18 protein-coding genes are annotated in these 25,633 nt (G+C 71.3%); 11 read left to right on the top strand and 7 right to left on the bottom strand.

Annotation, left to right across the window (positions count from 1 at the left end; all coding sequences use genetic code 11):
* Window positions 1–4: 4 nt before the first annotated feature.
* Complete coding sequence (locus tag ACYQ77_RS05150; RefSeq protein ID WP_459707862.1) at window positions 5–1,183, bottom strand: MFS transporter; 1,179 nt, start codon at window positions 1,181–1,183, stop codon at window positions 5–7.
* A 158-nt stretch (window positions 1,184–1,341) separates the two neighbouring features.
* On the opposite strand from ACYQ77_RS05150, the gene ACYQ77_RS05155 reads away from it, so the two are divergent.
* The 5 genes from ACYQ77_RS05155 to fxsT all read left to right on the top strand — a co-directional run bounded on the left by ACYQ77_RS05155 (window position 1,342) and on the right by fxsT (window position 11,017).
* Window positions 1,342–2,214 (top strand): sugar phosphate isomerase/epimerase family protein, encoded by an 873-nt coding sequence (locus ACYQ77_RS05155; protein ID WP_459707864.1) that lies wholly within the window; start codon window positions 1,342–1,344, stop codon window positions 2,212–2,214.
* Window positions 2,215–2,247: 33 nt separating this feature from the next.
* On the top strand, window positions 2,248–3,654 hold the full coding sequence (locus tag ACYQ77_RS05160) for a M20/M25/M40 family metallo-hydrolase (RefSeq protein WP_459707866.1): 1,407 nt from the start codon (window positions 2,248–2,250) through the stop codon (window positions 3,652–3,654).
* 115 nt (window positions 3,655–3,769) lie between these two features.
* Window positions 3,770–5,494, top strand: a complete 1,725-nt coding sequence (locus ACYQ77_RS05165; protein WP_459707869.1) for a VMAP-C domain-containing protein — start codon at window positions 3,770–3,772, stop codon at window positions 5,492–5,494.
* 12 nt (window positions 5,495–5,506) lie between these two features.
* Window positions 5,507–6,613, top strand: a complete 1,107-nt coding sequence (locus ACYQ77_RS05170) for an AAA family ATPase (protein ID WP_459707871.1) — start codon at window positions 5,507–5,509, stop codon at window positions 6,611–6,613.
* Complete coding sequence (gene fxsT, locus ACYQ77_RS05175; protein ID WP_459707873.1) at window positions 6,614–11,017, top strand: FxSxx-COOH system tetratricopeptide repeat protein; 4,404 nt, start codon at window positions 6,614–6,616, stop codon at window positions 11,015–11,017.
* A gap of 9 nt (window positions 11,018–11,026) precedes the next feature.
* Here fxsT and ACYQ77_RS05180 read toward each other — a convergent pair whose 3' ends face one another.
* Window positions 11,027–12,886 carry an aKG-HExxH-type peptide beta-hydroxylase gene (locus tag ACYQ77_RS05180; protein ID WP_459707874.1) on the bottom strand — a complete coding sequence of 620 codons (1,860 nt, stop codon included), beginning with the start codon at window positions 12,884–12,886 and terminating at the stop codon, window positions 11,027–11,029.
* 380 nt (window positions 12,887–13,266) lie between these two features.
* Here ACYQ77_RS05180 and ACYQ77_RS05185 point away from each other — a divergent pair, with 380 nt between their 5' ends.
* Complete coding sequence (locus ACYQ77_RS05185; RefSeq protein WP_459707876.1) at window positions 13,267–13,602, top strand: hypothetical protein; 336 nt, start codon at window positions 13,267–13,269, stop codon at window positions 13,600–13,602.
* Here ACYQ77_RS05185 and ACYQ77_RS05190 read toward each other — a convergent pair.
* Together ACYQ77_RS05190 and ACYQ77_RS05195 are read right to left on the bottom strand one after the other, a co-directional pair.
* On the bottom strand, window positions 13,599–15,119 hold the full coding sequence (locus ACYQ77_RS05190) for an Nramp family divalent metal transporter (protein WP_459707878.1): 1,521 nt from the start codon (window positions 15,117–15,119) through the stop codon (window positions 13,599–13,601). The two genes, ACYQ77_RS05185 and ACYQ77_RS05190, sit on opposite strands and share 4 nt — an antisense overlap.
* A 365-nt stretch (window positions 15,120–15,484) precedes the next feature.
* On the bottom strand, window positions 15,485–15,841 hold the full coding sequence (locus ACYQ77_RS05195) for a VOC family protein (protein WP_459707880.1): 357 nt from the start codon (window positions 15,839–15,841) through the stop codon (window positions 15,485–15,487).
* A 54-nt stretch (window positions 15,842–15,895) separates the two neighbouring features.
* Between ACYQ77_RS05195 and ACYQ77_RS05200 the strand changes: the two genes are divergently transcribed.
* Window positions 15,896–16,420 carry a TetR/AcrR family transcriptional regulator gene (locus tag ACYQ77_RS05200; protein ID WP_459707882.1) on the top strand — a complete coding sequence of 175 codons (525 nt, stop codon included), beginning with the start codon at window positions 15,896–15,898 and terminating at the stop codon, window positions 16,418–16,420.
* On the opposite strand, the gene ACYQ77_RS05205 is transcribed toward ACYQ77_RS05200, so the two are convergent.
* Entirely contained in the window at window positions 16,374–16,829 is a 456-nt protein-coding gene (locus ACYQ77_RS05205) for an FxsA family protein (RefSeq protein ID WP_459707884.1), read from the bottom strand. The two genes, ACYQ77_RS05200 and ACYQ77_RS05205, sit on opposite strands and share 47 nt — an antisense overlap.
* Window positions 16,830–16,921: 92 nt before the next feature.
* Between ACYQ77_RS05205 and boxC the strand changes: the two genes are divergently transcribed.
* The 4 genes from boxC to ACYQ77_RS05225 are packed head-to-tail and all read left to right on the top strand — an operon-like array spanning window position 16,922 to window position 22,358.
* Window positions 16,922–18,502, top strand: coding sequence for a 2,3-epoxybenzoyl-CoA dihydrolase (boxC, locus tag ACYQ77_RS05210; protein ID WP_459707885.1), 1,581 nt, complete (start codon window positions 16,922–16,924; stop codon window positions 18,500–18,502).
* Window positions 18,499–19,920, top strand: a complete 1,422-nt coding sequence (gene boxB / locus ACYQ77_RS05215; RefSeq protein ID WP_459707887.1) for a benzoyl-CoA 2,3-epoxidase subunit BoxB — start codon at window positions 18,499–18,501, stop codon at window positions 19,918–19,920. Before boxC ends, boxB begins: the two co-directional genes overlap by 4 nt.
* Window positions 19,921–19,932: 12 nt before the next feature.
* Window positions 19,933–21,501, top strand: coding sequence for a benzoate-CoA ligase family protein (locus tag ACYQ77_RS05220; protein ID WP_459707889.1), 1,569 nt, complete (start codon window positions 19,933–19,935; stop codon window positions 21,499–21,501).
* Window positions 21,501–22,358, top strand: coding sequence for an amidohydrolase family protein (locus tag ACYQ77_RS05225; protein ID WP_459707891.1), 858 nt, complete (start codon window positions 21,501–21,503; stop codon window positions 22,356–22,358). The genes ACYQ77_RS05220 and ACYQ77_RS05225 overlap by 1 nt, the downstream gene beginning before the upstream one ends.
* Here the strand turns inward: ACYQ77_RS05225 and ACYQ77_RS05230 are convergent.
* Both ACYQ77_RS05230 and ACYQ77_RS05235 read right to left on the bottom strand, forming a co-directional pair.
* A complete protein-coding gene (locus ACYQ77_RS05230) occupies window positions 22,355–23,062 on the bottom strand; it encodes an SAM-dependent methyltransferase (protein ID WP_459707893.1) in 708 nt (235 codons plus the stop codon). The genes ACYQ77_RS05225 and ACYQ77_RS05230 overlap by 4 nt on opposite strands.
* A complete protein-coding gene (locus tag ACYQ77_RS05235; RefSeq protein WP_459707895.1) occupies window positions 23,062–23,964 on the bottom strand; it encodes a GNAT family N-acetyltransferase in 903 nt (300 codons plus the stop codon). Before ACYQ77_RS05235 ends, ACYQ77_RS05230 begins: the two co-directional genes overlap by 1 nt.
* Between the last annotated feature and the right edge of the window lie 1,669 nt (window positions 23,965–25,633).

A 25,633-nucleotide genomic window follows, 5' to 3' on the forward strand; every position in this document is an offset into this window, starting at 1 on the left:
CCGATCAGGTGCGCCCCCGCAGTCCCGCGGCCGTCGCGACGGTCGCGAGCAGCCCGAGACCGCCCGCCACGACCAGGGTGACCGGCGCGGACGTCCGGTCCAGGAGGACGCTGCCGCCCACATAGGACAGTGCGGCCGCGACGCCGATCGCGCCGTACAGGTTCCCGAACACCCGCCCCAGCATCGTCTCCGGCACCAACCTCGGCAGCAGGGTGTTCGTCGCGACGTCCATGGCCGCGATGCCCAGCCCGCGCACGGTCTGCACGGTGAACGCCGCCGCCACCGCCCACGACAGCCCGGTCAGCAGGTTGCCCGCGCTGCTCACCGCGAACCCGGCGATCAGCAGCACCGGCATCGGAACGCGTGCGCCGAGCGGGCCGAGCAGCGCGTACCCGGCGAGCAGCCCGATGCCGACGGCGGCGAGGAGCAGCGCCACCGCCGGGTCACCCGCGCCGAACGTGTCGTGCGCGAGGAACACCAGCGCCACGTCGTCGACCCCGTTGCACGCCACCACCGCGCAGAACCCCAGCGCGAGCACGCGCACCGCCTTGTGCGACCACATGAACCGCACCCCGGCACGCGCCGACCCCAGCAACCCGCCGTCCGCGGGCGCGGGCCGCAGCGACGGCACCGCGAGCAGCAGCAACGCGGACACCCCGAAGCTCACCGCGTCCACCACCAGCACGCCGGGCACCCCGATCACCCCGACGAGCGCCGCCGCGACCAGCGGTCCGAGCACCTCACCGGCGTTGGCGCCGAACCCCAGCGCCGCGTTGGCGGCGGGGAGGTCGCGGTCCGCGACGAGCGCGGGCACCGCCGCGCGTGAGGCGGGCAGGAACACCTGACCCGCCACCGCCCGCAACGCCACCAGGACCAGCAACACCGGCAACGGCGGCAGGGTCAGCGCGATCCCGAGGACCAGCCCACCCTGCACCACCTCGGCGGCGATCATCACCCGCCGCAGGTCGAACCGGTCGGCGAGCGCGCCGGTGAACGGGCCGAGCAGAGCAGGCGCGAAGTCGCCCACCAGCAACAGCAACGCGACCGCGAGCGCGTCCCCGGCCCGGTCCGCGACGAGCAGCATCAGTGCCACGAGGCTGAGGGAGTCGCCCGTCAGCGACACGACACGCGCGAGCGCCAGCGCGCCGAACGCCCGGTTGGCCCGGACCAACCGGAAAGACACAAGCGGGCAGGCTACCTTCACCGGCAGCGGCATGTCGCCGCAATTCCCAGGTCGCGGTGCGCCGCGGCGGGTGTCTGGGTTGGACCTAGCGGGAAAGCGCTTTCTCAGGTACTTTCCGAAGCGATACGAGGCGAACGTGACCACGAGGAAGTGCACGGATGAACCACGGCATCACCAGGCGAAGACTGCTCGCGTTACTCGGGGCCGGTGCGGCGGGCGTGGCGGGAGCGTCGATGACAGGCACGGCGAGCGCCGATCCGCTCGCGGCGGACGGACGCCGCAGGCGCATCCCGCGCGGCGGGATCGGCATGCACCTCTACACGGTCCGCGACATCCTCGCGGCCGACCCCCTCGGCACGCTGGCGGCGCTGGCCGGGATCGGGTACAAGTGCGTCGGCGTGAGCGCTTTCCCGCGCCCGGCGGCGGAGATCAGGGACATGTGCGCGGAGGCCGGGCTCAAGCCGGTGATCCTGCACGTCGGGCACGGTGACATCACCGGGAACTGGGCGGCGAAGCTCGCCGACGCGCGGACCATCGGCGTCAAGTGGGTGGTCCTGTCGTCGTTCCCGGGCAGCATGTACACCGTCGACGGCATCCGGCTGGGTGCCCGGCAGCTCAACGAGGCGGGTCAGGCCGCCCGCGAGATGGGTTTCGGGCCGATCCTGCACCACAACCACGACTCCGAGTTCCGGGTGGTCGACGGCACCCGCCTGTCGGACATACTGTTCGGCGAGACCGACCCGGAGCACGTCGGCTTCGAACTGGACCTCGGCTGGGCCGACCGGGCAGGCATGGACGGCAGGCAGCTGTTCCTCGACCACCCGCGCCGGTTCCCGGTGCTGCACGTCAAGGACCACAACGGGCGGGGCGCGTGGACCGACGTCGGCCACGGCGTCATCGACTGGTCGCGCACGTTCGAGACCGCGCACGTCGGCGGCGTCAAGTACTGGCTGGTCGAACGGGACGACCAGCCCGCGCCGCTCGACACGGCCAGGAACAGCTGGGAAACGCTTGCCGGGCTTAGGTTCTAGCGATCACCCGCGCTCCCGGTGTAGGCAGGGAGCATGACTGAGAACTCTCGGCGAACGTTTCTCACGGCGACGGTGGCGGCGGCGGGCGGTGCGGCGCTCGCGGGCACACCGGCGGTGGCGGATTCGTCAGGGGCGGACGGTGCCGGCCGCCCGCCCCTGGCCCAGCCGCCGGACAGGGAGTTGCGTGCGATCCTGCGGGAGGTCGACCCCGCCCGCGTCGAGGCGATCGTGCGCAAGCTGGTGTCGTTCGGCACGCGGCACACGCTGTCCACTCAGGACGACCCGAACCGGGGCATCGGCGCGGCCCGGGACTGGATCTTCGCGGAGATGCGGCGCTACGCGGCGGCCTCCGGCGGCCGCATGACCGTGGAGCTGCAGTCGTGCGTCCAGGAGCCGGGGCCCAGGATCCCGGTCCCCACCAGGATCACCAACGTGGTCGCCACCCTGCGCGGCTCGGTCACCCCGGAACGCGTGTACGTGGTGTCCGGCCACTACGACTCCCGCGTCACCGACGTCATGAACGCGACCGCGGACGCCCCGGGCGCCGACGACGACGCGTCCGGCGTCGCGGTGTCCATGGAACTGGCCAGGGTCATGGCCACGCGCGCCCCCAGGTCGACGATCGTCTTCGCCGCGGTGGCGGGCGAGGAGCAGGGCCTGTACGGCGCGCGGTACATGGCCGCCCAGTACAAGGCCGCGGGCGCGGACGTCCAGGCCATGTTCACCAACGACATCGTCGGCTCCAGCACGGCCGACGACGGCACCCGCGACCCGCGCACCGTGCGCCTGTTCGCGGAGGGCGTGCCGACGGCGGAGACCCCGGAGGAAGCGGCGGTCCGCAGGTCCGTCGGCGGCGAGAACGACTCCCCGCCCCGCCAGCTGGCCAGGTTCGTCCGCTCGGTCGCGGAGAACCACGAGACCGGCCTGCGGGTCCGGGTCATCTACCGCCGCGACCGCTACCTGCGCGGCGGCGACCACATCGGCTTCCTCGAGCAGGGCTACCCGGCCGCGCGGTTCACCGAGCCCGACGAGGACTTCGCCCACCAGCACCAGGACGTCCGCGTCGAGAACGGCAAGCAGTACGGCGACCTCCCCGAGTTCTGCGACTTCGGCTACATCGCCAGGGTGGCCCGCGTGAACGGCGCCGCGCTCTGGTCCCTGGCGGCCGCCCCGGGCACCCCGAAGGGCGTGCGGGTGCGCACCAGCGGCCTCACCAACGACACCGAGCTGTACTGGACCCGCGCCGACGACCCCGGCCTGGCGGGCTACGAGATCGTCTGGCGCGAGACGACCGCCCCGGAGTGGACCCACGTCATCCCGGTCGGCGACGTCACCACGGCGACCGTCGACATGTCGAAGGACAACGTGTTCTTCGGCGTCCGCGCGGTCGGCACGGCGGGCCACCGCAGCCCGGTCGCGTACCCGCAACCCGGGAGCTGAATGGTCAAATCCATGACAGTCTCGTGACACCGGCACATCCGGACCGCCCCGCTTTTGATAATCAACGACCTTGAGGTGTCCAACCTGGGCGTCGACGCTGTCGGGGAGGTTCGGCATGCCGGAGTCGCTCATGGTGCTGGTGGACGTGGCCGGCTTCACCCGGCCGGAGCGGAAGCTGGCCCACCAGGTCGCGGTGCGTGATGGCCTCTACAAGGTCCTCGAGGAGGCGTTCACCAAGGCGCGGGTCGACTGGTCGAGGTGCGACCGGGAGGACCGCGGCGACGGGGCGATGATCCTCGTGCCCGCGGACGTGCCCGCCGTCGTGCTGGCCGACGAACTGCTCGACCGGATCGTCTCCGCGCTGCGCGACCACAACGCCGTGCACGCGCGCGAGGCGTCCATCCAGCTGCGGCTCGTGCTGCACTCCGGCCAGGTGGAGAAGGACGCGGCCGGGGTGGCGGGACCGGCGTTGAACCACGCCTTCCGCCTGCTGGCCGCGCCGGTGGCGAAACGGTCGTTGCGCGAGTCGGGCGGGCTGCTCGCGGTGGTCGTCTCCGAGCACTTCTACGCGGAGGTGATCTCCCAGCGGCCCGCCGCCGCGCCGGACACCTACGAGCGGATCAGGGCGGAGTTCGACGGGTTCGCCGCGGACGCGTACCTGCGCCTGCTCGGCAGGCCGGAAGGCGCCCCGGCCGCGCCCGAGGAGCCGGAGGTGCTCGGCGCGTTCCCGCGCGAGGAGATGGAGCGCGTGCGCGGCTGGCTCGCCGACGTGAAGGAGCTGGACTTCGCCGACATCGCCCGCCGCGCGGCGCCGTCCGCGCTGCCGCTGCCGAGGTTCGCCGACCCGTGGCACGCCTGCACCCGCCTGGCGGATGTCAATTCCGGCCCGGACGGCGTACCGCCGGTACTGGTGTTCCTCGACGCGCTGGCGACCGAGGTCGGTGGCGAGCTGGGCGGCGCGATGACCGGGTGGGTCGACCGGCAGGTGCGGCGGATGCGCATCGAGGAGGCCTTCGCGGAACGCAGGGCGGCCGCGGCCCGCGCGGTCGGCGTCGAGCAGCGGCTGCACCTGGTGATCTCCCTGGAACACGACGGGATCGACGCCGACCGCTACGTGCTGTCCGCGTGGCGGCAGGACGATCCCGACGTGTGGTCACCGGTGCGCGGCGACATCCGGGAGGTGCGCGTCGACGACATCGAACGGGCCGTGGACGACGTCGTGGTGACGGCCGAACGGGCCTGGGCCGGCCAGCGCGCCGCGGTGACGCTGGAGGTGTTCCTGCCGAGGGAGCTGCTGGGGCTGCCGGTGCACAGCTGGCACAAGGAGTACGACTCCGGCCAGCCACAACCGCTCTGCCTCGACTACATCATCCGGGTCCGGTCGCTCGACCGGCTGAAGGCCACGCACTGGCACCGGGTGTGGCGGGAGAGGTGGCAGTCGATGCGGGCCGACCCCTCACCGGCGCGCATCCATTTCGCGGAGAAGGGGGAGGAACGCGTCGATGTCGCGTTGCGGGACCACGACTCGGTGGCAATGGTGCTGAACGCGCCGCCGCTGCTTTCCGTGAGCACCACGGTCGACGAGTTCACGGCGGGCCTGCGCAGTGGGCTCCCCGTTCTTCTGTGGTGTCCCGGTGCGAGTTCCGCGGAACTACACGAATTGGTGACGGGGCTGGTCGAGCGTGGCGGGTTGTTCGATCTGCCCCACCAAAGTAAAAAGGTCAGGCGGGCGGCGCTCCGGTCATCCGTCTACCCATTTGACAGCACGCACGCTCGTGATCTGGTGGTACTCTGGGATGACCCTGATCGAACAATCGAAGTCGGCCGGCCCGCGTCCTAGGGGATGTCGCGGATGAGCGCGCACGATCATGACGTAGAGCAGGCACCGTACTCCGTCGCGTCCGAGTGGGGAATCTACCGCGGCACCGGCCGGCCGCTGCACGACGTCCAGCTCGTGGACCGGTTGCCGCCCCCGCCGCCGTGGCGGCGTTTTCGCGGCGTGCCGCCGGACGGGCCGGAAATCCCGCCGGACGACGACCACGAGGCGGAACGCAGGCTCGGCGCGGAATTCCACCTGGCGGAGGCGGACGTCGATCCCCGCGAGATCGACATGGTCAACGCGGCCCTTTTCCTGCGCAGGCCGCTGCTGGTGACCGGAAAACCCGGATCGGGGAAGTCGGCGCTCGCGTACCGCATTTCCCGGGAACTGCGGCTCGGTCGCGTGCTGCGCTGGTCGATCACGAGCCGCACGACGCTGCAGTCCGGTATTTACGAATACGACGCGATCGGCCGTGCGCAGGCCGCCGCGACCCGGTACGCCGCCGCCCGCAGAACCGACGCGGCGAGCACGAACGGTGCCACGGACATCGACGAGCCCGCGATCGGCGACTTCATCCGGCTCGGGCCGGTGGGCACCGCGTTCCTGCCGACCCGCACCCCGCGCGTCCTGCTCATCGACGAGCTGGACAAGTCCGACGCGGACCTGCCCAACGATTTGCTGAGCATTTTCGAGGACGCCGAGTTCGGCATCCCGGAACTGGAGCGGATTCGCGCGCACACCCCGAGCGTGCGCGTGTTCACCAGCGACCGGAACCGCAGTGCCACCGTCGTGGACGGCCGCGTGGCGTGCGCCGCGTTCCCGGTCATCGTCATCACGAGCAACGGCGAACGGGAGTTCCCGGCGGCCTTCCTGCGCCGCTGCCTGCGGCTGGAGATGCGCGAACCGGACGCCAACCAGCTCGCGGCGATGGTCGCCAACCACATGCTGGACAAGGACGGGCACCACACCGACCGGCTGATCCGCGAGTTCGTCGCGAAGAGCGCGGCACTCGACGGCCTGCCCGCCGACAAGCTGCTGGAAGCCGTGTACCTGGCCACGTCCGGTGCGTTCCGGGGGAACGACCAGTCGTGGCCCCGTCTGCTCGACGCGCTGTGGCGTCGGCTCAGTCTGGCGCCCTGAGTGGCTCGGCCGGCCGACGCCCCGGGGCCCGGTGCCGCCATCCCGGCGGAACCGGCCGCACCGGGGACGTCACCCGGCCACCTGTCAGCGGAAGACCTGACGTGGCACGAACTCGCCGAAGCACTGTGGCTCGCGGCGGTCATGCCGTCGGCGCCCGGGTCCGAACCGCCCGCCGCGCCGCGCACACCGCCCGGCGACGGTGAGCACGTCACCCCGGAGCGCGCACCGGGGGCGCGCGAGGACACGGCGCCGGACGGGGACGGTACGCGGGCCGAGCAGCCACCCGCACGTCCGGAACCGGAACCGGCGCCGACGCCTCCGCCGCCGGAGCGGCCGCGCGAGGAGGCTGCGCTGCCCGCGCAGGCGGTGACCGGCGAACCCGCAGGACACGGCACGGCCGCGTCCGGGTGGCAGCTGCCGGACCGCCTGGACGTCATCCGCGCGCTGCGCCCCCTCAAGCGCTACGTCGCGTCCCGCCGCGTCGGCGACGTGGTGATCGACGAGGTGGCGACGGCGGAACGCGCCGTGCAGGACGAACTCTGGTGGCCGGTCACGAAACAGCGCCGCGAGCGGTGGCTCGACCTGACGGTCGTCGTCGACGCCGCACCGACCATGGCACTGTGGCGGCACAAGGTCGCCGCCTTCGTGGAACTGCTCGAGCAGCTCGGCGCCTTCCGGATGATCCGGGTCCGCAGGCTCGACACCAACCGGTTCTCCGCGGGCGTGCCACTGCCGCCGGTGCTGTGCGGGGCCACGGGTCCCCGCGATCCGGCCGAGGTCGTCGACCACTCCGGCCGCGGTGTGGTGCTGGTGCTCACCGACGGGCTGGGCGAGGCGTGGCGCAGCGACCTGATCGGACCGGTCCTCGCGCGGTGGGGCAGGGCGATGCCCGTGTCGGTCGTACACCTGCTGCCGCAATGGATGTGGGGGCGGGCGGGGCCCGCGCTGCACCGCGCCACCCTGTTCGCCGCCGCCGACCTGCGCCCGAACCGGACGTGGTCGATCGAGCTGCCGGATGCCTGGCGCGCAAGGGAACCCGAACACGTGCTTCCGGAAGGTGTCGTCCCCGTTCCGGTGCTCGAGCTCGGTCCGCGGTGGCTGCGCTGGTGGGCGCGCCTGATGACCGGGGGACACCGCGCCCAGGCGCACGCCACCGTCCTGCTCGCGACCGACAAGCCCCGGCCGCACGTCACCGCGTACGAGAACGTGCGCGAGACGTCGTCGCCGCACAGCCGGGTCGCGGCTTTCCGAGGAGCGGCGTCGCCGGAAGCCCAGCGGTTCGCCCAGCTCCTCGCCGCGCTACCCGCCGATCTTCCGGTGGCGAAACTGGTGCAGGACGAGTTCCTTCCCGGCACAGGCCCGGAACTGATGGCCGAATTAGTCGTCGGGGGACTACTGCGGTACGCTTCGCGCACCGCACCCACTGGGTCCACAGTGGACTTGAGCGAGTTCGACATCGCCAGGTCAGACCGTGAGATTCTGCTCGAAGGCGCGCGACGCACGGAGACCGCGCGCGTCGTGCGGAAGGCCGCACAACATCACGGCCATCGAATAGGCGCGCTGGCTCTCCTGCACGAGGCCATCGCGGACCCTGAGCATGCCAGGGAACCCGCGGCGCAGGCCGACCGAGTGCTGCAGAGCCTCGTCCTCCGGGCGTTGAGCGGTGGTCCGTACCTCGCGAGGGCGGAGCGGCTCGCCGCTACGCCCGGACCACCGGCTGACCACGTGCCGTCCGTCGACACCGTTCCCACCGAATCACCCGAGAGTGCCACCATGTCGCAAGCGGCCGAGCGCGCCAGGATCCAGCACGAGCAAGCGGCGGCGGTCTCGGCGCCGGAGGTCGACGCTCCCGAGCCGGACACGGCCTCCGTGACGCCGGTGGTGTTCTCGCCCGGGGTCGGCGAACGGCAACCCGGTGACCCGCCGCCGATCTGGGGCACCGTCCCGCCGCGCAACCTCAACTTCACCGGTCGTGCGGACCTGATCGACCAGCTCCACGACCAGCTCACCTCGGGCGGCCTGACCGCGGTGCTGCCCGCGGCCCTGCACGGGATGGGCGGGATCGGGAAGACGCAGACGGCCGTCGAGTACATCTACCGCCACCTGGACGACTACGACCTGGTGTGGTGGGTGCCCGCGGCACAGCCGACGCAGATCCGGTCCGCGCTGACCGACCTGGCGCGGCAGCTGGGGTTGCCGGGGAGTTCGGAGGCGCACTCCGCGGTGCCGGCGGTGCTCGAGGCGCTGCGCCGCGGCAACCCGGTGCGCCGGTGGCTGCTCGTGTTCGACGCCGCGGAGAGCCCGGAGGCGGTGCGGAAGTTCTTCCCCTCCAACGGTCCCGGCGAGATTCTCGTCACGTCCCGCAACCCGGCGTGGGCAGGTGTCGCCCGCCCGCTCGAGGTCTCGGTGTTCCGCCGCGCGGAGAGCAAGGAGCTGCTGCGCCGCCGGGGCCCGGACATCAGCGACGACGACGCCGACCGGATCGCGGACAAGCTCGGTGACCTGCCGCTCGCGATCGAGCAGGCCGCGGCGTGGCGCGCCGAGACGGGCATGCCGGTGCGCGAATACCTGCGCCTGTTCGAGGAGAAGGTCTCGGAGATCTTCGACTCGTCGGCCCCACTCGACTACGAGGTCTCGGTCGCCGCCGCGTGGAACGTGTCCTTCGACGAGCTGCGCAGGCGCAACCCGGCCGCGCACCAGATCCTGCTCATCTGCTCGTTCTTCTCCCCGGACCCGATCACCCGCGACCTCTTCACCGGCGTGCGCGGCGTGTCGATCTCCCCCGAGCTCGACGTGGCCCTCCGCGACCCGATCCAGCTGGCCCGCGCGATCCGCGACATCAACCGCTACGGCCTGGCGAAGATCGACCACGGCAACAACACCATCCAACTGCACCGCCTGGTCCAGTTCGTGCTCCGCAACCGCATCACCACGACCACCCTGCAAACCCAGATGCGCCACGGCGCGCACCAGCTGCTGGCGAACCTCGACCCGAACGACCCCGAGTCGGGCCGCAGCTGGCCCCGCTACCGCGAGCTGCTGCCCCACGCGTACGCCGCCGAGGTCGTCAACTGCACCGACAGCTGGGTCCGCCAGCTCGTCATCAACCTGATGCGCTTCCTGTTCCAGTGGGGCGACCACGACGAGGCGGCCAACCTGGCGCAGCAGGCGTACGAGGATTTCACGGAGAAACTGGGGCCCAACGACCCGCAGACGCTCGAAGTGGCGCTGCGCCTGGGGATCTACCTGTGGGCACTCGGCCGGTTCGCGGAGGCGGCGGAGCTGAACCAGCGCACGCTCGAACGACGCGTACACGTGTCCGGGGAGAACAGCGAGGAGACGTTCGCGATCCAGGCGAACGTGCTCGCCGACCTGAAGGCGCAGGGCGACTTCGGCGCGGCTCGCCGGTTGAGCGAGGAGATCCTGCACAAGACCAGCAAGCTGCTGGGCCCCGACGACCCGGAGACCCTGAACGCCGCGTACCGGCACGGCATCAGCCTCCGGCTCGTCGGCGACTTCGCCGCCGCGCGCGTGCTGGACGAGAACACCTACCGGAAGCGGGTGGAGATCCTCGGTCGCGACCACCCGAAGACGCTGGGTTCCTTCATGTCGGTCGTCGTCGACCGGCGCGAGGCCGGTGAGTACTCCTGGGCCCGGATCGAGTACGAGAAGCTCGTGGAACAGGCCGTCGAGCGGTTCGGCATGGACAACAGGGCCACCCAGATCCGGATCCACATGTTGTCGATCGCCCGCCGGAAGGACGGCGACCACGCGGGGGCACTCGAGCTGTCCGGCCCGGCGCTGGACCACTTCCGCCACCGCTACGGGCCCGATCATCCCAACACGGTCGGTTGCGTGCTCGCCCATTCGATCGATCAGCGGCATGCCGGCGACCTGACCGCGGCGCGGCTCCTTGGCGAGAACGCCTTCGACAGCTTCCGCCGGCTGCTGGGCGAGCACCATCCGCACACGTTCGCGGCGACCGTCGATCTCGCGGTGGCGCTGCGGTTGTCGGGAGAGGTGGCGGCAGCGCGCGAACTCGATCTCCGCGCCCTGGAGGGGCTGCGGACGGGCCTCGGCGCGGACCACCCGAACACGATCGTGAGCGGTATCAACCTGGCCAGCGACCTGTCGGCGCTCGGCGAGACCGACGCGGCGATCGAACTCGGCCGCGACATGTGCACGCGGGCCACGAACGTGCTCGGGCCCGACCACCCCACGACGTTGGCCGCCGCCGTGAACCTCGTCTTCGACATGCGCCTGGCCGGGCACGACGACACCGAGACCCGGTACTCCGACGTGATGGCCCGGTACCGCCGGGCGTTCGGGGACAGCCACCCCGGGACGACCGCCGCGGCGAAGGGGAGCCGCGCGAACTGCGACATCGATCCGCTCTTGCTGTAGCCGGCCGGGTCAGTACATGCCCTGGCCGATCCAGGTGGCGAGACGTTCCGGTGCCGGCACGTCCTGCGCGGTCGTGGCGATCCGCCTGCGCACGGCGCGCACCAGCTCGGGGTGGCGGGTCAGGGCTCGTGCCGCCGGGCCGGTGCCGACGGCGCTGAGTGCGAGGCCGAGCCCGACCCAGGCCGACACGCGGTCGGGGTCCTTCGCCAGCTCGGCCCGGTATTCCTGGGCCGCGTCGGCGAACCTGCCGTTGGCGTATGCCAGATCCGCTGTGGTGGCGTTGCGCACCGATCGCCATGACGCGCCCGCGGCCCGCCGGTCGCCGGTGGTGATGCCGAGCCGGATGAGGTCGGTTCTCGCCAGCGACGGCGTGCCGTCGGCCACCGGCGTGGGTTCCGGGTCGGTCTGCGGCAGGGCGACCGGTGCGTGCGGCTGTCCGGCGAGCCACGCCTCGGTCAGTGCCGCGACGGCGGCGCTGTCCGGACGCAGGTGCCGCATCCGCCACCCTGCGTGGTGATCCGCGGTGACCGACTCGGCGAGGCGCCTCAGGTCCTCGGGCACCGGCTCGTCCAGCCACGGCCCCAGTCTTCCCGCGATGCCGTCGAGGAACCGGCGCCCCTCTCTCGTCAGGCCGCCGTCGGCGCGCACGGCCTGGAGCACGCGCCACGTCTCGCTCCGTGCCTGCGCGAACTCGAACATCGCCCGGCGTGTCAGGTCGCTCGCCGGCGCGTACGCGATCGCCCGCCAGAACTCCGTGACACCGAAGAAGGCGTAGATCCCCTGCAACGCACCGCTGAGCGGTCGCGGATCGGGGCGCCACGGCACGTAGAACCGTTCTCGCCGGTCCTCTTCCTGCAGCCGCGCGAGGTGCAGGACACCACCGAGCACGATGTGGTGGAACTCGTGGACGAGCGTGGCGCCCAGCGTGACGCTGTCGTCCGGTTCGGCGATGACGGCACTGCCGAACGCCTCACCCGAGGAGGCGCTCATGGTCTGGAACCGGACGGCCCGCACCGGGACCAGCGAGTCGAGTCCGGCCGAGAACGTGCCTGCCCGCTCGGGCAGGTGCCGGCAGACCAGGTCCCACGCGCCCGCCAGCAGCCTCCGCCAGGCATCGACCTCGGTCGCGTCCAACCGCCGGGGGAGCGTCGGCTCGTGAAGCCCGCGGTAGTGATCGACGTCGTCGAGGCGGAGCGTGAGCCGGTGCCGGCCCGTGCTCATGGCCAGCTGCCGGACACCCCACCAGCCCGGCGCGTCGTCGCCGAACGGCGCGGTCAGGACCACCCGGCCGCTCTCGTGCGCGATCTCGACGTGGTCGCGGGTGCCGCGCACCGCCGCCACCGAGTGCGGTTCGTCGGCCGGCAGCCGGGCGAGCCCCAGGGTCGGCAGGTTGACGCCGCCGCCCCACACGGGCACGAGGACGTGGAAGTCCAGGCCGGCGCGGATGGCGGCGGCCGCGGCGACCGAGTGCAGGTGGCCGACGTGCGCCCACAGCGGACAAACACCGGTGATTCCTTTGCGCAACAATCGGATGGTGTACCCGGCCCAGCTCCCGACGTACGGGTGGGCGAGCACGTGGTCGAACGCGTCCGGATCCTTCGCGTCGACCCGGGCCAGGAGGTCCCACGCCTCCTCGGGAGAGGGGAGCGGGGTGTACAGCTCCGGTTTCTTGCACACCTCGTCCACCAGCGCACGCAGCAGGAGAAGGCGTCTGCTGCGCTCGGCGTGGCGCAGCCTGCGCACGACCCCCGGGCCGGTCTGGCCGCGTGCCACCTCGTCGAAGTCTGCCCAGGACATCCGGTGAAAACGGGCGTCTTCCGGGAAGTCCTGGTTGTTCACGGGTGGTGGTCCGGCGACCGCGGCTGCCACGGATGCCTAGCGTGATTGACAGTGGCCACCGTCATCGGAGCTTCGTATGTCTCGTTGTCGTCCCGTTCTGTCCAGGACGTGGTCCATGGCCTGGTGCAGCGCTGAACTGTTCAGCCGCCGTAAACGATCGAGGGAAACGGAACTCAGGTCGATCAACGGGGATTCGATGCCTGTGTCGGTGTCGGCGAATTTCACGTCGTGGCCCCCTCCACCCGCGGATTGGCTTGCACCCGGTCAAACCATCATCGCTCACCGTGGTGGATTCGGGAAGTGGGGTGGGTGTGCCGGTGAATTTCCCGCGAACGTGCCACGTGGCATATGGCCTGGTCGTGGCGTCGCTCAAGATGGTTGTCATCGGGTGAGACGTGGGGAGCGGGAAAATGAACGACCACGCGAAGACACTGGAACGCCAGGCCGTCTGGACGCCGGTATCCGGGGCGCGGAAGCCGGACGTCTACCTGCCGCATCCGCCGCTGCAGTCCGGGGGCTGGTACCGCGGGGCGGCGGAGGAGGCGCCGGGGCCGGGGAGGCCGCCGGTGGACGACAAGCCCCCGCGGATGTCCACGCGGTCCGTGGTGGTGCTGACGTTGCTGTTCGGCCTGTTCGGGTTCCTCGCGCGATCGCTGGACGACGGGGTGTTCGCGCTCGCGGGGACGATGGTCGCGCTGGCGGCGCCTGTCGTGCTGTTGCGCGGCAGGCGCCGCCGGACGGACTAGAACGACACCAGGGGGCCGCCGGTGACGAACTCGTAGGCGAAGTTCACGAAGAAGAACCCGAAGAACAGCACGTTCAGCACCAGGATCACGTAGTGCCACGGCCGGGGTCTGGCGGCCTTCGGCAGCCGGGAGTTCAGGTACATCAACGCGAACGGGAACATCAGTGCGCCGAAGTTCGACATGTTCGCGGAGATCTGCACCAGCTCGACGGGGAGCGCGAGGTGCAGCGCTGCCGCGATCACGACCAGCACCACCAGCATGTACGGGTAGTAGAACTTGCGGGGATCGCCTTCCAGCCGCCGGCGCAGCCGGGGGCTGGTGGCGTGCGCCGCGTCGGTGAAGTTGCGGACCAGCGCCTCGAAGATGCCGAGCTGCGTGGAGAACAGCACCAGCACGCCGACGACGAGCATCAGGTAGAACATGCCCTGCCCGTAGTCCGTGCCGAGGAGCTCCGCGGTGAACGTCGGCACGTTCGCGGTCGTGGGGACCTCGCCGCTGGTGTTCACGACGTGTGCCATGAGGATCGTCGGCAGCAGCATGCCGATCACCGCGCCGCCGAAGAACACCAGCCACAGGTCGATCATCAGCAGCCGGTACCACCGCCGCCAGCGGGCCGTGTTCTCCGGCGTGTCCGGGAACGTCACGCCGACGTCGCGCACCGTCTCCTGCTTGCCGCGCATGCCGGACAGGAACCCGACGCGCGAGCCCATGCCGTAACCCTTGTCGCGGTAGTGGTTCATCGCGTACCAGTTGAGGCCCGACGCGAGCGCGGTGAAGCCGGCGAGTGCCCCGAGGGTCGTCGCCGTGATGCCCTCCGGTGGTGCGGCCGGGGTGACGAGGCCGCGCACGCCCTCCCACCAGATCGTCCACGGCACGACGGCGAGGCACACGATGATCAGCACCACGAGCAGCGTGCCGACCATCACCCAGTTGGCGAGCTCGAGGGTGCGGGAAACCTTGCGCGCCAACGCGGTGATGGCGAACACGACCAGCAGCAGCGCGATCGCGAGCAGGCGCACCCACTCGATCTCGTCCGGGCGGTGGGTCCTGCCGGTGATCAACGCGAACAGCCCCTGCCCCGCGCCGGCGGCCCACCCGCCGAAGATGAACGCGAAGTAGAACGCGACGAGGGAGAACGGCACCCACAGCCGCCAGCCGGGCGGCACGCGTCCGAACCCGACGATCGGCACCTCGCCGGTCGCGGTGACGTATCGTGCGCACTCGACGTTGTAGAACGTCTGCAGGATCGCGGAAACGGTGATGACCCACCCGACGCCGACGAACCCGAACTCGCCGATGGCGCCGGGCCCGAGCAGCCACTCGCCGCTGCCGATGGAAATCCCGAGCGCGATCAGGCTCGGGCCGATGACGAACTGGATGATCTGCCGCGCCCCGAGGCGGCGGACCTTGAAGACTTCTTCCGGTTCCGGCAGGTCAGCGACGCTGAGCGGGGGACGGCTGACGCCGAGGGGGTATTCGGTGGACTGAGAAGCGCGTTCATCGACATCTTTGGCCATGACGACCTCCTCCGTCTGATTTAGCGCACGGCGAGATTTCCGTCAATTGTCCTTTGCCGACAAGGAAATGTTCGCGATGCGAACGCGGCGGAAGGTCGTCCGGAGGGGTTGGTCTTGTGCACAGCGCAAGCACCCTGGCCGCCCGGCACCACAGCGCGGAGGGCGCTCGACGGGGAGTTGTCCACAGCCCACCGGGTTGTCCACAGGCAAGATCGGCAACGGGGTCGTTGTCGGTGGGTACTGGTAGACTGGCAAGGCGGGTGGCCCCCGGGATCGGGTGGGGTTTGCGGTCCGGCGGTTTCGGCGGCGTTCTCGCCACGCTTTTCACCGACGTGCCGCGGATCCGCTCGCGGAGGGCCCCGGCTTCAGCCGGTCGGTTCCGGGGCGGACTGGTCCAGCAGGTGGAGCGTGTTGCCCGCCGGGTCCTGGCACGTGGCCGACCGGCCGCCCGGTACGTCGATCACCTCGCCGACCCACGTGATGTCCGGGTGCTCGGCCACGAACGCGTCCACGCTGTCGACCGCGAAGAAGCCGCCCGCGTTCCACTCCGGACCGTCGTCCGGGCGCACGTCCAGCATCAACTCGACCTCCGTGCCAGGCAGGCGGAACGCGGCGGTCGTCTTGCCCTCGCGCCACGACTCGTCCAGGCCCAGTTCGTCGCGGTAGAAGGCGACGGTCGCCTCGAGGTCGGTCACCGGCTGGTACAGGAACATCAGCTTCATACGGCGGACCATAATTCGATTACGGCGACCGGTCAATGGGTTACGCTGACCGTGATGCGAGAGTGGGTTCCGGTACCGGGCACCGCGAAGGCCCGGCTGGTGGAGGCGGCCGTCCACCAGTTCGAGACGGCCGGGTACGACGGCGTGAACGTGACCGAGCTGGCCGCCAAGGCCGACGTCACCACCGGCTCCCTGTACCACCACTTCGACTCGAAGCTCGGCCTCTACCTGGTGGTGCGCGAGGAGATGGAGCGGCGGGTGGTGGACCGCATGGTCGGGGCCGCCGCCGCGGCCGACGGGAACGCGGCGAGCGCCGCGCTGCTGGTCGCCTTCGACGCGGCCGTGCACTTCGGGGTCTGCCGCATCCTCGCCGAGCCGCTGCCGGTGCCGCGGGACGACCCGATCGCGGGCACCCTGCGGCCGCTGCTGCCCAAGAAACTGCGTGCCGCGCCCGCCATCCTCGCCGCTGCCTGGCGCGCCGCGCTGATCGCCGTGGTCGACGGGGTGCCGAGCACTACGGCACGCGCGTCACTCAGCTATCTGCTGGACGGCGCGGTTCGATCGTCGGCACGTCGATGACGATCGGGGTGTCCTCGACGACCTCGCCGTCCACCACGTCGTGCCGGACGACCCCGCGCCGCGCGGCGGCGCGGGTGAGCAGGCGATTGCGGACCACGGCCCGGGTCGGCGGGAACAGGAGCAGCAGTGCCGCCACGTCCGTGAGGAACCCGGGGAACAGCACGAGCGCGCCGGCGGCCGCGATCAGCATCCCGTCCGCCATCTCGGGGCTCGGGTCGCGGCGGGCGCGCAGCGCCTCGGTGAACGCCGTGAGCGTGCGGGTGCCCTGCCTGCGCAGCAGCGCCACCCCCGCCATCGACACGGCGATCAGCAGCAGGATCGTCCAGAGCGCGCCCACCGCCTGGCCCACCGCGATGATCACGGCGAACTCGGCGACCACGGCGATGAGCAGCAGTGCGAAGACAGGCATACCCGGTCAACGTGCGAACCGCCCGAATCACTCCCGAGAGGATCTTCTACAGAACCTTGACGACGATCATTCGTGATGTAGAGAATGGGTGAATGGTGTCCTTCGACACACACCCGGACCGCTACCGGCACTGGTCGATGCGCGTCGACGGCGAGGTCGCCTGGCTGGTCCTCGACGTCGACGAGCAGGGCGGGCTCCAGCCGGGCTACGAGCTGAAGCTGAACTCCTACGACCTCGGCGTCGACATCGAGCTGTACGACGCCACCCAGCGCCTCCGCTTCGAGCACCCCGGCGTCCGGACCGTCGTGGTGACCAGCGGCAAGGACAAGGTCTTCTGCGCGGGCGCCAACATCCGCATGCTCGCCGCCGCCTCCCACGAGTGGAAGGTGAACTTCTGCAAGTTCACCAACGAGACCCGCAACGGCATGGAGGACGCCACGGCCAACTCCGGTCAGACGTACCTGGCCGCCGTGAACGGGTCCTGTGCCGGCGGCGGCTACGAGCTGGCCCTGGCCTGCGACCACATCGTGCTGGTCGACGACAACTCCTCGACCGTCGCGCTGCCCGAGGTGCCGCTGCTCGGCGTCCTGCCCGGCACCGGCGGCCTGACCCGCGTGGTCGACAAGCGCGGCACCCGCAAGGACCTCGCCGACGTGTTCGCGACCCGCGCCGACGGTGTGAAGGGCCGCACCGCGGTCGACTGGAAGCTGGTCGACGAGCTGGCGCCACCCCGCCGGTTCACCGAGGTCGTCACCGAACGCGCGCGGGAGCTGGCGAAGCGCTCGACGAGACCGGACGTCGAGGGCGTCGAGCTGACGCCGCTCGTCCGCGACCGGTACGTGACCGCCGAGCCCGGCGACGGGACGGTCACCATCACCGTGCACGCCCCCGGCGAGGTGGAAGAACGCCGGGACGCCGAGTTCTGGCCGCTCGCCATGACCCGCGAACTGGACGACCTCATCCTCCGGCTGCGCACGAACGAGCCCGAACTGGGCGTGTGGCTGCTCCGCACCGAGGGTGACGCCGAGGTCGTCCAGGGCTACGAGGCCCTGCTGACCACCGGCGACTGGTTCGCGGGCGAGATCGTCCACTACTGGAAGCGCACGCTGAAACGCCTCGACGTGACCAGCCGCAGCCTGATCGCGTTGATCGAACCCGGGTCATGCTTCGCGGGCATGCTCGCCGAGCTGGCGTTCGCCGCCGACCGGCAGTACGTCCTCGACGACCAGGAGGCGGGCGCGGCGGGCACGCTCGTGCTGACCGAGGCCAACTTCGGCGCCTACCCGATGGGTAATGGCCTCACCCGGCTGGAGTCCCGGTTCTGGGGCGAGAAGTCCCACGTGGACACGCTGCGCAAGCACGTCGGCACCGCGTTGTCACCGGACGAGTGCAAGGAGCTGGGCCTCGTCACCGACGCGCTCGACGACATCGACTGGGACGACGAGATCCGCATCGTCGTCGAGGGCCGGACCGCGCTGTCGCCGGACGCGCTGACCGGCATGGAGGCCAACCACCGGTTCGTCGGGCCCGAGACGATCGAGACCAAGGTCTTCGGGCGCCTCTCCGCCTGGCAGAACTGGGTGTTCAACCGCCCGAACGCGTCCGGTGCGGACGGTGCGCTGCGCCGCTACGGCACCGGCAAGAAGGCGGTCTTCGACAGGAGGCGCGTGTGACCACCTCGATCAACTACGAGGACAAGATCCCCAACAACGTCGACCTGTCGTCGGACCGCAGGCTGCAGCGGGCCCTGGAGGGCTGGCAGCCGAAGTTCATGAACTGGTGGGGCGAGATGGGCCCCACCCTGGAGACGCAGGGCGTCTACCTGCGCACCGCGGTCAGCGTCGGCCGCGACGGCTGGGCCCACTTCGACCACGTGCACGTGCCCGACTACCGCTGGGGCATCTTCCTCGCCGAGCGCGACCCCGGCCGGACCATCGCGTTCGGCGAGCACAAGGGCGAGCCGGCGTGGCAGCAGGTGCCCGGCGAGTACCGCGCGGACCTGCAGCGCCTCATCGTGATCCAGGGCGACACCGAACCCGCGTCGGTGGAACAGCAGAAGCTGCTCGGCCTCACCGCCCCGTCGCTCTACGACCTGCGGAACCTCTTCCAGGTCAACGTGGAGGAGGGCCGCCACCTGTGGGCGATGGTGTACCTGCTGCACGCCTACTTCGGCAAGGAAGGCCGTGAGGAGGCCGAAGGTCTGCTGCTGCGCAACTCCGGCAGCCCCGACTCGCCGCGCATCCTCGGCGCGTTCAACGAGGAGACCGCCGACTGGCTGGCCTTCTACATGTTCACGTACTTCACCGACCGCGACGGCAAGTACCAGCTGGGCACGCTCAAGGAGTCCGCGTTCGACCCGCTGTCGCGCACGTGCGAGTTCATGCTCAAGGAAGAAGCGCACCACATGTTCGTCGGCACCACCGGTGTGGACCGCGTGGTGGAGCGCAGTGCCGAGCTGATCCGCGAGCACGACACCCTCGACATCGGCCCGCGCGGCGGCCTCCCGCTCGACATCATCCAGAAGTACATCAACTTCCACTACACGGTGTCGCTGGACCTGTTCGGCAGCGAGACCTCCACGAACGCCGCCAACTACTTCACGGCCGGCCTCAAGGGGCGCTGGCAGGAGACCCGCCGCAAGGACGACCACAAGCTCACCGAGGACGGTGTCTTCCTGGAGAAGCCGACCGCGGACGGCACGTGGACGACCGAGGAGCTGCCCGCGCTGCTGGCGCTGAACCTGGACCTGCGCGGCGAGTACATCGCCGACTGCGAGACCGGCATCAAGCGCTGGAACCGGATCCTGGAGAACGCGGAGATCGGCTACCGGTTCGCGCTGCCGCACCCCGGGTTCAACCGGTCCGTCGGGGTCGCGGCCGGCTACCACGTCACCCCGGACGGCACCATCGTCGACGAGGCGACGTGGCGGGCCGGCACGCACAAGTGGCTCCCCACCAGCGAGGACCTGGCGTTCGTGCGCTCGTTGATGCGCCCGGTCTACGAACGGGGCAAAATCGCGAGCTGGGTGGCACCACCGCGCAACGGCATCAACGGGAAGCCGTTCGACTACGAATACGTCCACCTCGCCTGAAGGCGGTCCACGATGACAGCTCCCACCACCTTCAACGCCACCGACTGGTTGCTCCACCGCCACGTCCGCGACGGTGACGGCGACCGGACCGCCGTCGTGTGCGGTGACCGCACCCTGACCTACACCGAGCTGTCCGACGAGACCCGGCGGGTGGCCGCCGGTTTCCGCGCACTGGGGCTGCGGCCGGAGGAACGGGTCATGCTGTGCATGGCCGACGGGGTGGAGCTGCTCACCGGCATCCTCGGCGCCATGCACATGGGTGCGGTGCCCGTGCCCGTGTCCACCATGGTCACCGGCGCCGAGCTGGCGAGCGTGCTCGCCGACTCCCGCGCCCGGATCCTGTGCGTGTCCACCGAGTTCGCCGGCGCGGCGCGGGTCGCGCTGGCCGTCGCCACCGAGGTCACGCAGGTCGTCGTCGACGGCGACACGGACCTGCCCGGCGTCGCGTGGTCGGCGCTGCGTGCCGCGGGTGAACGTGGCGAGGTGTACCCGACGTGGGCGGACTCGCCCGCGTTCTGGCTCTACACGTCCGGCACCACCGGCAAACCGAAGGGCGCCATGCACCGGCACGGGAGCGTCCGCGACGTCGCCGTGCGGTACGGGCAGGGCGTGCTCGGCGTGACCGCCGACGACCGGACACTGTCGGTGCCCAAGCTGTTCTTCGCCTACGGGCTGGGGAACTCGGCGTTCTTCCCGCTGTCGGCGGGCGCCACGGCCATCCTCGAACGGGCCCGTCCCACCCCGGCCGGCATCGCGGCGCGGGTGCGGGAGACCGCGCCGACGTTGTTCTTCGGCGTGCCGACGTTCTACTCGGCGCTGCTGAACTCCGACATCCCCGACGACACGTTCTCCTCGGTGCGCCAAGGGGTCTCGGCGGGCGAACCACTGCCGCCGGTGCTCTACCACCGGTTCCGCGAGCGGTTCGGCGTGGAGGTCCTCGACGGCCTCGGCTCGACCGAGGCACTGCACATCTTCCTGTCGAACCGGCCCGGCGCCGTGCACCCCGGGTCGTCCGGGACACCGGTCGACGGCTACCGCGTGGAGATCCGCGACGATCGGGGCGTCCCCATCGCCGGGCCCGGGGAGCCGGGCGACCTGTTCCTGTCCGGCCCGTCCGTGGCGACCGGGTACTGGTGCCGCACGGAGACCACGCGCACGGTGTTCCAGGGCGAGTGGCTGCGGACCGGCGACACGTACGTGCGCAACGAGGACGGCACCTACACGTGCCTCGGCCGGTCCAACGACATGCTGAAGGCGGGCGGCATCTGGGTGTCCCCGGCGGAGGTGGAGGAGCGGCTGCTCGAACACCCGGACGTGGCCGAGGCCGCCGTGGTCGCGCGCCGCGACGAGGAGGGGCTCGACAAGCCGGTCGCGTGCGTGGTGCCGGTGTCCGGGCGGGCGGTCGACGAGGACGCGCTGGTCGCGTGGTGCCGCGAGGGACTCGCCGCCTACAAGCGGCCGCGTGCCGTGGTTGCCATGGCCGAGCTGCCGAAGACCGCCACCGGCAAGATCCGCAGGAACGTGCTGCGTGACCTGGTGGCGGGCGAGCTGGTGCCGCCGACCGAGACGGTCCTCACCTGATGCTGGACGGGCTGCCGCTGGTCGACGCGCACGTGCACGTGCCCCGGCTCGCCACGCTGAAACCGGCGTGGCGGGAGTGGGCCGCGCGGTTCGCGGGCAGCTACGACTGGCGGTCGGCGTACGACGACGACGGCGTGCCCGTGCCCGCGCGGCTCGACGCGTTGTTCGAGCGCGAGGGCGTGGACCGGGCGCTGCTGTTCTGCGAGTACAGCCCGCGCGCCACCGGTGTCCAGCCCATCGAGGACAACCTGCCGCTGGTCGAGCACAACCCGGAGCGGTTCCGGTTGGTGGCGAACGTGAACCCGCACCTGCACCACCCGCTCGCGTCCGAGGTGGAACGGCAGCTCGACCTCGGCGCGGTCGCGTTGAAGGTCCACCCGGTGCACGGCGGCTTCGACCCCGGTGACAAGGAGCTGTACGCGGCCTACCACGTGTGCGCGGACCGCGGCGTGCCCGTGATCGTCCACACGGGATCGTCGAGCTTCCCCGGTTCTCGCGCCCGCTTCGGCGACCCGGCGCTGATGCTGGACCCGGTCGACGACTTCCCCGGGGTGGACTTCGTGTTCGCGCACGGCGGCCGCGGCTGGTGGTACGACACGGCGGCGTTCCTCGCGCAGTCCAAGCCGAACGTGTGGCTCGACGTGGCGGGGCTGCCGCCCGCGAAGCTGCCGGCGTACTACGCGCGGTTCGACCTGCCCCGCCTGGCCGCGCGGATGGTCTTCGGCACCGACTGGCCGGGCATCCCCGGCGTCGCGCACAACGCCCGCGCGCTCGCCGCGCTCGGGTGGCCGGAGGAGGTGCTTCGCGGCGTCCTGTCGGGGAACGCCGCGAAGCTCTTCCCCGGCCTGGCGGTCTAGCGGGCCAGGACCAGGTACGCGAAGCCCAGCACGCGCCGGTACACGGTCAGGTATTCGCGTTCCCGTGCGTCCTCCCGCGCCTTGACCTCGGCGGCGCGCGGGTCGTCCGGGTTGGCGAGCAGCCACTCCCGGACCCCCGCGCGGTGGCGGGACTCGAAGTCGTCCCACTCGTGCTGGTCGGCGGTGCTCATGTGCAGCACCTGCCAGCCGGCCTCGCCACAGGCCGTGACCAGGTCGGCGAGCGGCAGGACGTCGTCGCCGAAGATGTCCTTCGCGGCCTGGGTGGGCTCGGCCTCCCAGCAGCCGTCGCCGACCAGCACGCGGCCGCTCGGCACGATCTCCGCGAGCGTGCCGAGCATGGCGCGGCTGCCGCCCAGCGCGTGCGACGAGCCGACGCACAGCGCACGGTCGGCGGTGCCGCGCCAGGCGGCGGCCTCCCGCTCGACGAACTTCACGTCCAGCCCCCGGACCAGGGCCGCTCGCCGCCCGCGGTCGAGACCGCCCGGGTCGGTGTCGACCCCGACGGCCTTGGCGGGCCCGCGCGCGGCGGCCCGCAGCAGCAGCTCACCCCAGCCGCACCCGAGGTCGACGATGGTGTTCGCCGTGGTGAGGTCGAGGTGGTCCAGCAGGTCCTCCGCGTGGGCCTGGCCGAGCGGGGTGTTCCACACCAGCGCGGAGTACCGCGCGACGGCGAGCGTGTCCATCACTTCAGATAGACCCTTTCCTGGGTGATCGGGTAACCGGCCTTGGCGAAGTTGGCCGCCATCGGCGTGTTGGTGGTGTCGGTCTCCGCGGTGATCGCGTCGACGCCCTCCTCGACCAGCAGGTGCGTGGCCTCGACGAGCAGGTCGTAGGCGTACCCGTGCCCGCGCTGCTCCGGCACGACCCCGATGATGCCGATGACCGGGCCCGCGTAGTTGCGGCCCGGCACGCTCAGCCCGACGAGGTCACCGCCCGGCGTGTACGCGAGCCGCCACCACTCCCGCGGCGACGGCATCCACTGGAGGAACGCCATCTCGTCACGGGCGGCCGCGTCGACGCCGTCCTTGTCGCGGGTGCGCCGCTCGTGCGCGTCGAGCGACCCGACGACGATCTGCCGCAGCACGTCGAGGATCCGCTCGTCGTCGGGTTCGGCCCGGAAGACGAGCCGGCCCGGCCGAGGCGGCAGCCCGTCCGCCGGTGTCCACCGGTACCGCAACCGCTCGACGAACGGCGTCATCCCGGCCCGTTTCGCCACGTCGACCCGCCGTTCAGCGGCGACGCGGACCTCGGGCTGCTCGCGCCAGCCGGGCGGCAGGAGCAGGCAGTACTCGGCGCCGAACCCGGCCTTGCGCACCAGCTCGACAGCGGCGTCGTCCTCACCGTCGGCGAAGTCGAGCCAGTCGAGCGCCTTGGGTTCGTCGTCCTCCGGCCCGCCCCACCAGGCGGCACGCGCGACGACGACACCGTCGCGGAGAGCCACCCAGGTCCACTCGGGACGGTACTGGCCGAGGGCCGCCAGCTCGCGGTAGTCACGACCGAAGCTCTCGACGCCGACGAGCGCCTTGCCGGTCAGGGAGAGGAAGAGGTGTTCTTCACCCGCGATGAGCGGGCGGAGTTCCAGCATGTGCTGTTTCCTTACGGGAGGAGCGTGCTCCCCCGCGCGAACGCCCGGAAGGCGAGGTGGGAGCACGTGATCGTCATGGCGGTCATGCCCTCACCTCCTCTCGGCCGTTGGGCGTGGGTACAGGTAACCACACGGGTCAAGTTCTTTTTCCGTGCCGGGTCGACGGGGGTGGTCAGCAGGGGCGCGCCTCCCCGAGGTGGTGCCCGTTCTCGGGAGGGCAGCGGGGGGTGATTCCGGGAGTTGCCTTCGGGGCTTGGGGTGGTGGCGGGCACCTGCCTCTGTGGCCTGTCAGCTTGCGCGGCTGTTCGAGGGAGGTTGCCTTCCGCAGGTTGGCCGCCGCTGCGTGCGGGGAGCTTGCCGGGCTTTTGCCCGCAGAGCGTGATGCGAGAGCTGCTTGTCGGGGTGTTGCCTGCGAGAGCCGGTGGCGGAGCTTGCGTGGCCTCGCCCGCAGGGGCGCGCGCGAGAGCTGCCAGTGGCAGCTTGCCCGCAGGGACTGCCCGGCAGGGCTGCGCCAGAACTGTTCGCGAGGCTTGCCGGACGTTGCCTGCGGAGGTTGGCTGCGCGAGTTGCCGCGAGGCGTTGCCTGCGAGAGGTCACCTGCGGGAGCTGCTCGGGGTGCCTGTTTGCCTGGCGTTGTCTGCCGAGGAGCTTGTCTGTCGGGTGTGGCCTGCGGGGGCTGCTCGCGGGAGCTTGTCTGCCGGGTGTCGCCTGCGCGGGTGGTCCCGGGGTCGTGCTCGCCGGGCGTTGCTTGTGGGAGCTGGGCGCGGGCGTTTGCCTGCCGGGCGTTGTCTGCACAAGCTGCTCTTGCGGGAGCTTGCTTGTCTGGCGTTGCCTGCCGCGGAGCTTGTCGGCCGGGTGTCGCCTGCGCGGGTGGTCCCAGGGCCGTGCTCGCCAAGCGTAGCTTGGGGGAGCTGCGGGCGGAGCTTGCCTGCCAGGCATCGCCTGCGCGGGTGGTCCCGAGGGTCGTGCTCGCCAGGCGTTGCTTGGGGGACCTGCTGGCGGAGCTTGCCTGCCGGGCGTTGTCTGCACAAGCTGCTCGCGGGGAGTCTGCTTGTCTGGCGTTGCCTGCCGCGAAGCTTGGCTTCCAGGCGTCGCCTGCGCGGGTGGTCCCGGGGGTCGTGCTCGCCAGGCGTTGCTTGGGGGAGCTGCGCGCGGAGCGCGCCTGCCAGGCGTTGTCTGCACAAGCTGCTCTTGCGGGAGCCTGCTTGTCTGGCGTTGCCTGCCGCGAAGCCTGGCTTCCAGGCGTCGCCTGCGCGAGTGGCCCCAGGGCCGTGCTCGCCGGGCGTTGCTTGTGGGAGCTGCGCGCGGGCGTTTGCCTGCCGGGCGTTGTCTGCAAGAGCTGCTCGCGGGAGCTGTTTGCCAGGCGTTGCTGCCCGGAGCCTGCTTGCCAGGCAGCTGCTCGCGGGAGCCTGTTGCCGGGCGTTGCCTGCCATGGGGTCGCCCGTGAGCCCGCCCACGGGGTCTCGCCGCCAGGTGTTGCCTGCTCAGCTGGGCCCGTGAGGCCCTGCCCGGCGTTGGCCAGGCAGGGTCGCCCCGCCGGGCACCCCTCGCGAGGCCCCCAGCCGGGTGTGGCCGCTGTGCCCGACCCGCGGCGGGCCCATCCATGGCTGGGCCCGCCGCAGGGTTCGGCGCGCGGGGCGGGCCTGACCACCACGCCCGCCCCGCTGTT

The organism is Actinophytocola sp. KF-1, from assembly GCF_054661535.1.

Coding starts and splice junctions, on each gene's coding strand:
- ACYQ77_RS05160 (WP_459707866.1), top strand. CDS start 2,248: ATGACTGAGAACTCTCGGCGAACGTTTCTCACGGCGACGGTGGCGGCG.
- ACYQ77_RS05200 (WP_459707882.1), top strand. CDS start 15,896: ATGCGAGAGTGGGTTCCGGTACCGGGCACCGCGAAGGCCCGGCTGGTG.
- boxC (WP_459707885.1), top strand. CDS start 16,922: ATGGTGTCCTTCGACACACACCCGGACCGCTACCGGCACTGGTCGATG.
- ACYQ77_RS05155 (WP_459707864.1), top strand. CDS start 1,342: ATGAACCACGGCATCACCAGGCGAAGACTGCTCGCGTTACTCGGGGCC.
- ACYQ77_RS05195 (WP_459707880.1), bottom strand. CDS start 15,841: ATGAAGCTGATGTTCCTGTACCAGCCGGTGACCGACCTCGAGGCGACC.
- ACYQ77_RS05165 (WP_459707869.1), top strand. CDS start 3,770: ATGCCGGAGTCGCTCATGGTGCTGGTGGACGTGGCCGGCTTCACCCGG.
- ACYQ77_RS05190 (WP_459707878.1), bottom strand. CDS start 15,119: ATGGCCAAAGATGTCGATGAACGCGCTTCTCAGTCCACCGAATACCCC.
- ACYQ77_RS05205 (WP_459707884.1), bottom strand. CDS start 16,829: ATGCCTGTCTTCGCACTGCTGCTCATCGCCGTGGTCGCCGAGTTCGCC.
- ACYQ77_RS05185 (WP_459707876.1), top strand. CDS start 13,267: ATGAACGACCACGCGAAGACACTGGAACGCCAGGCCGTCTGGACGCCG.
- ACYQ77_RS05225 (WP_459707891.1), top strand. CDS start 21,501: ATGCTGGACGGGCTGCCGCTGGTCGACGCGCACGTGCACGTGCCCCGG.
- ACYQ77_RS05235 (WP_459707895.1), bottom strand. CDS start 23,964: ATGCTGGAACTCCGCCCGCTCATCGCGGGTGAAGAACACCTCTTCCTC.
- ACYQ77_RS05220 (WP_459707889.1), top strand. CDS start 19,933: ATGACAGCTCCCACCACCTTCAACGCCACCGACTGGTTGCTCCACCGC.
- ACYQ77_RS05170 (WP_459707871.1), top strand. CDS start 5,507: ATGAGCGCGCACGATCATGACGTAGAGCAGGCACCGTACTCCGTCGCG.
- ACYQ77_RS05230 (WP_459707893.1), bottom strand. CDS start 23,062: ATGGACACGCTCGCCGTCGCGCGGTACTCCGCGCTGGTGTGGAACACC.